The organism is Massilia frigida, assembly GCF_011682175.1.
GTDB classification, from domain to species: domain Bacteria; phylum Pseudomonadota; class Gammaproteobacteria; order Burkholderiales; family Burkholderiaceae_D; genus Telluria_A; species Telluria_A frigida.
In genome coordinates this window covers 1-789 of sequence record NZ_WHJG01000149.1, presented here as the reverse complement: position 1 = coordinate 789, position 789 = coordinate 1, and the positions used below count along the sequence as shown (strand labels likewise).

Sequence of the window (789 nt, the reverse complement as noted above, 5' to 3'; positions counted from 1 at the left end):
CGCGCCGACTTCGCGTGCCACGATGCAGGTGACGCTGATGCGCCCCCGTTTGCCGTCTCCGATCTCGACCACACGCGCCCACAATTGCTGGCGCACCGCGCGCGCCTTTTGCGTGCCGCGCGTCGGCATCGTGAACGCAATCTCGCCCAGCGCCACGCCGGCGCTAGTGTGCGACCACAGCTTCTCGCCATCCTCATCGGGCAGGCAGCGATTGTGCCTGGCGCGCACCAGCCAGTCGGCCGGCGTGCCCAGTTCGCTCGCCCGGCGCATCATCGCCACCATGTCCGCCTCGCGGTCGGCTACATACACCAGTCGCGTCTGCGGCATCTGGGCCGCCATCTCGGCTATGCGCTCGTAACCCTCGATCCAGCGCGTGCTTTCCTTCTGCCCCGGGCGTACCCCGTCGGCACCGCGCTTCTCGCGCGCCCACATCCAGGCGTCGAGCACGCCCAGCGGCTCGCGTCCGGGCGTCACCGCGTACGTCGGGTGCACATACATGCCGCGCCGCGCCTCGTAGTTCAGCGGCCCCAGCCCCTGTGTTTCCTGGCCGTTGAAGTCGAGCTCCGTCGTGTCCTGGATGCACAGCATCACCGGGTAGGCCTGCATGCGCTCCTGTGTCCGAGCCCAATGCGGCGCCAGAATGTCGCGCCAGTCCACATCGGTGTTGCTCAGAAAGCGGTAGGCCGCCACCGTCTCGCTCCAGCCCTCGCATGCCGCCGGAATGCTCGCTTGCGGGTTTGCCGCAAATCGTTCCATCAGTATCTTCGCCCTCTTGTTGAGACGACTGTC

Annotated in this window: 1 protein-coding gene; it reads right to left on the bottom strand. The window is 67.4% G+C overall.

Annotated elements, in window-relative coordinates:
- On the bottom strand, nt 1–789 hold a 789-nt coding region (locus F2P44_RS34425; protein ID WP_167094591.1), incomplete at both ends, for an IS4 family transposase.